Source organism: Halobellus sp. Atlit-38R (genome assembly GCF_003665925.1).
In the GTDB taxonomy this organism is placed as follows: Archaea; Halobacteriota; Halobacteria; order Halobacteriales; family Haloferacaceae; genus Haloquadratum; species Haloquadratum inordinatus.
Genome location: NZ_QXIJ01000222.1, coordinates 1 through 505 on the forward strand (window position 1 = coordinate 1; position 505 = coordinate 505).

At 71.5% G+C, this 505-nt stretch carries 1 protein-coding gene; it reads right to left on the bottom strand.

Annotated elements, in window-relative coordinates; genetic code table 11:
• Nucleotides 1-44: 44 nt before the first annotated feature.
• Nucleotides 45-505: DUF4040 domain-containing protein (locus D3D02_RS19050; protein ID WP_121571365.1), on the bottom strand; the 461-nt coding region annotated here is incomplete at its 5' end.

A 505-nucleotide genomic window follows, 5' to 3' on the forward strand; every position in this document is an offset into this window, starting at 1 on the left:
GGAAGGGGTCTCGGCGTCCCCGCCGGGGCCGGCGTCTGTGCCGCTCATGCGAACACCTCCCGGTGGAGGACGATGAGGGCGGCGATCCCGGCCGCGAACACGACGACAGCCTCGCCGAACGTGTCGAAGCCGCGGAACGCCGCCAGCACGGCCATCACCGTGTTCTCGACGTGCGTCTCCGCGTACGTCTCCGCGATGTACCACTGGGTCACGTCCGGGTTCGACCAGATCGGCGCGTCCGCGGACCCGACCGCCGGGATGTCGGCCATCGTGAGCATCAGGCCGGCGAACAGCAGGCCGGCCGCGCCGGCCGCGGGCAGGTTCACCGACTCGAAGGCCGCCTCGTGGTCGATGCGGGTCGTCTTCGCGAGCGTGAGCAGCAGCAGCACGGTCGTGACGCCGGCGGAGATGGCGGCCTCCGTCATCGCCACGTCGGGCGCGCGGTAGAACGGGTACAGCGCGGCCATCCCGAGGCTGTACGCGCCGAAGATGATCACCGCCGCGA